Raw genomic sequence first — 3,676 nt, forward strand, 5'->3', positions numbered from 1 at the left:
GCCGGACGGCGGCACGACGGGCGCGTCGGCCTCCGCGAGCCGCCGCGCGGTGAGCAGCGGGTCGGGTCGGAGCAGCGCGAGGAGTACGCCGGCGGCCAGCACGAACGCGACCGCGCTGAACGCGAACGGGCCCGCCAACGGCGGCAGCCCCCAGCCGGTGGTGGCACGGTCGGCCAGCGCGGCGAAGTTCGGCGCGGCCACCGCGCCGATGGTGGTGGCCCAGACGATGAGGGAGAGCTGCCGGCCACGACGGGCCGGCTCGGCCAGGTCCACCGCCGTGTAGCGGGCCTGCAGGTTCGCGGCGTGCCGCCGCCGAAGAACAGCATGCCGAGGAAGAGCAGCGGCACCGAGCGGACGACGGCGGCCAGCACCACCAACACGCCGCCGACGGCACCGAAGGCGTACGCCAGCACCAGGCCCGGTCGGCGGCCGTGCCGCGCCATGATCCGGGTGACCGGGATGGCGAGCAGCGCCGCACCGACCACCCCGGCGCTCTGGGCGACGCCGGCCACCGCGGTGCCGGCGATGCGGGCGGCGAGCAGCGCGCCGACGGCGATGCCGATGGTCACACCGATGCCGCCGATGATCTGGGTGGTGAAGAGCAGCCGCAGGGTGCGCCGCTGGATCGACGCGACATCGGGCCGGGCGGCGGTACGCGGCGCGGTCAGGTGGGTGGCCATCTGCGCTCCTCAGGACGGGGATGCCCCATCCTCGCGCACCCCGCCGGACCAGCGGCAGCGGGTTTCGCTACCGGCCGGGCCGACGAACGTGACTCATCGCCACCCCGTCCTCACACCCAACCGTTGCTGGCCGCCTGCACGCCGGCCTGGAATCGGCTGGCGGCGCCCAGCCGCTCGGTCAGGGAGGTCATCATGCGCTGCACACTGCGCAGGGAGATCGCGAGCTTGCGGGCCGCCGACTCGTCGGTGTGCCCCGCGGCGAGCAGCCGCAGCAGCTCGCGTTCCTGCCGGGTGAGACCCTGCTCGTCGGCCGCCGCCTGTTCGCCGAACGGAGTCGCGGTGTGCCACACCTGTTCGAAGAGCGCGATCAGGCCGGCAACGATCCCGCGGCTGTGCAGTTCCAGTGCACCCTGCCGCGGGTTGGTCGGCTCGATGGGCACGAGTGCGACCTCCCGATCGACGATGACCATGCGCATCGGCAACGTCGGTGTCGTGCGTGACTGCCCACCGAGGCCCGCCAGCCAGCGGGCGTGCGCGAGGGTGCCGGGGTCGTTGCGGAAGCTGTCCTGGTACACGTTGCGGATCTGGACACCCCGTTGCAGAGCCTGCTGGTCGAGCGGCGCCTCCGCCTCGAGCGTGTCCGGGCTCTGCGCACCGCCGCTGCTGAAGGAAAGACACTCGGTGCGGGCGCTGTGGGCCAGCTCGGCGAGCCGGTCCCGGACGCTGTCGACCCCTCCCAGCAACCGCCCTTCCGCCACCTGGTGGTAGTCGTCGTGGGCGGTCGCGATGGCGGCGATGGCCGCCTTGGTCGCCTCGACCTGTTGCTGCCGGACGGCAACCTCCGCCTCCACCTTGGTCAGAAGCGCCATCAGCCCGGCCTGCGGTCGCACCGGCCGGGCGTGATCGCCCCGGGGGTCGAGCCGAACGAGCGCGAGGTCGGCCAGCACGTCCAGTGCCGCACTCACCTCCCCCGACGACACGCCGAGGTGATCGGACAGGCCGGCGACGTTCAGGTCGGGACGCTGCAGCATGGCGCGGTAGACCGCCTCATGCTGCGCGGACAGCCCCAGCAGGTCGAACATGACCCCTCCCCCGGGTAGGACCAATCGACATTCTGCCGCGCACCGAGCGTTCTCGTGGACCCGTTTCGCACCTGGCGTGCTCCCGCCGGGCGGGGTCACGCCAGGCCGAACCTGGTGACAGGGCGCGGTGGGCCCGCGATGCTTTCCTCACGGCGGCGACATCGACCACGGAGCCCCCGGAATCCCCCGAGCGACATTCCGAGCACAGGAGAGACGTCAATGAGACCATTTACATTCATCAATGTTAATTACCGCGCCACGATCGCCCTCGCCCTCGGCCTCGGCCTCGGCCTCGGCCTCGCGATCATCCTGAGCTCGGAACCGGGTCCGATGGCGGCGTTCGCCGAGGGATTCGGCTGGGGTGGCCCCGCGCAGGACACCTCGGCGGTCCAGTTCGGAGCCCAGGGATTCGGCTGGGGCGCACCGGCACCGGTCGGTCCAGCGGCGTGGTCCTGATGGTCGCGGCGCACATCCGCATCGCTCCGCTCACCTCGACGGCCGCCATCGACCCGGCGGAGCTGCGAGATCTGATCCACGTGCACGCCACCGGGAGCGGGATAGAGCACCTTCGAGTCCGCGCCGGCCCGGACAGCGCCGACATCCTGGCCTTCGTCGACAGCGGCGATCCGACGGAAGCCGCCACAACGTTGCGCCGCATCGTCGACAGGACAATCGCCAGCACTCCCCTACTCGGTCCGTGGCGAATCGTCTGACCACGACACCACCCACCCAATTTTCGGCCACCTCTGCCACCGTCCACGGTTCGGCGGCCGGACAAGCCTGCCCTCAAAACGGAATGAATCCGAAAGGAACACCATGCGAAAAAGTGCGTTTCGTCGCCTGACCACCATGTCGCTCGGCGTGGCACTCGCCGCCGGCGTCGGCCTCTCCGGGGGCGTCGCCACCGTGCTGGCAAGCACGCCCGAGGCGGCCTTCGCCGCCTCCAGCGTGGGTGGATCGATCACCCCGGACGAGGTGCTCAGCCGCGCCAAGTACTGGTACGACAATCGCGGCAGCATCAACTACAGCCAGAGCGCCTACCACCGCGACGAGAACGGCAGGAACTACCGCACCGACTGCTCCGGGTTCGTCTCGATGGCCTGGCACCTCTCGACGTCGAAGACGACCTACAACATGTACACGGTGTCGAAGCAGATCAGTAAGAGCGACCTCCAGCCGGGCGACGTCCTGAACTCCGCGAGCCAGCACGTCATCCTCTTCAAACGCTGGCTCAACCAATCGACGGGCAGCTTCGAGTACTACGCTTTCGGATCAACGCCGGTAAAGATCGACACGGAGACGCTCAGCGGCGGCGGGGACGGTCTCATCGACTCGCACCCGGCGGGCAACTACGTCGCACGGCGCTACAACAACATCACCACGGGCGGCCAGGCTCCGGTGAAGGACCCCGGGGTCGCCGACGTGACCGGCGACGGCTATCACGACATGGTGGCCCGCAAGACCGATGGCACCCTGTGGCTGTACGCGAACAACATCGAACGCGACAACGGCACCCCGTACAACAGTGGTTCGTCGCGACAGATCGGCAGCGGCTGGAGCAGTGCGGACCGGATCATCAACGCCGACGCCACCGGTGACGGCTTCACCGACCTGATCGCCGTCAAGTCGGACGGCACGATGATGTTGTACTCGAACAACATCGTTCGTGACGACGGCACCCCGTACAGCAGCGCTTCGTCGCGGCAGATCGGCAGCGGCTGGGGCGGGTTCGACCGGATCGTCGGCGCGGACGTGACCGGCGACGGCTACACCGACCTCGTAACCCGCAAGACCGACGGCACCCTGTGGCTCTACCCGACGGCGCCGGAACCGTCATCGCGGCCGGCAGCCAGGTGACCGATCTCGCGGTGGGCGACCTGGTCTACGTCTCCGCCACCGCCCGACCGAAGGGCG

General features: G+C 69.9%; 4 protein-coding genes and 1 pseudogene. 3 read left to right on the forward strand and 2 right to left on the reverse strand.

Going from position 1 to position 3,676, the window contains the following annotated elements:
* Together JNW91_RS30320 and JNW91_RS30325 are read right to left on the reverse strand one after the other, a co-directional pair.
* Nucleotides 1–680: pseudogene (locus JNW91_RS30320) on the reverse strand (MFS transporter); the annotation flags it as partial.
* Between the two features lie 110 nt (nt 681–790).
* Complete coding sequence (locus JNW91_RS30325) at nt 791–1,762, reverse strand: LuxR C-terminal-related transcriptional regulator (RefSeq protein WP_203178910.1); 972 nt, start codon at nt 1,760–1,762, stop codon at nt 791–793.
* 219 nt (nt 1,763–1,981) lie between these two features.
* Between JNW91_RS30325 and JNW91_RS30330 the strand changes: the two genes are divergently transcribed.
* The 3 genes from JNW91_RS30330 (at nt 1,982) to JNW91_RS30340 (ending at nt 3,619) form a co-directional block, all read left to right on the forward strand.
* Nucleotides 1,982–2,218 carry a hypothetical protein gene (locus JNW91_RS30330; protein WP_203178911.1) on the forward strand — a complete coding sequence of 79 codons (237 nt, stop codon included), beginning with the start codon at nt 1,982–1,984 and terminating at the stop codon, nt 2,216–2,218.
* Nucleotides 2,218–2,475, forward strand: a complete 258-nt coding sequence (locus tag JNW91_RS30335; RefSeq protein ID WP_203178912.1) for a hypothetical protein — start codon at nt 2,218–2,220, stop codon at nt 2,473–2,475. Before JNW91_RS30330 ends, JNW91_RS30335 begins: the two co-directional genes overlap by 1 nt.
* 136 nt (nt 2,476–2,611) lie before the next feature.
* Nucleotides 2,612–3,619, forward strand: coding sequence for an FG-GAP repeat domain-containing protein (locus tag JNW91_RS30340; protein WP_203178913.1), 1,008 nt, complete (start codon nt 2,612–2,614; stop codon nt 3,617–3,619).
* Nucleotides 3,620–3,676 lie beyond the last annotated feature (57 nt).

The sequence above is a fragment of the Micromonospora parastrephiae genome, from assembly GCF_016802865.1.
GTDB lineage: Bacteria > Actinomycetota > Actinomycetes > Mycobacteriales > Micromonosporaceae > Micromonospora > Micromonospora parastrephiae.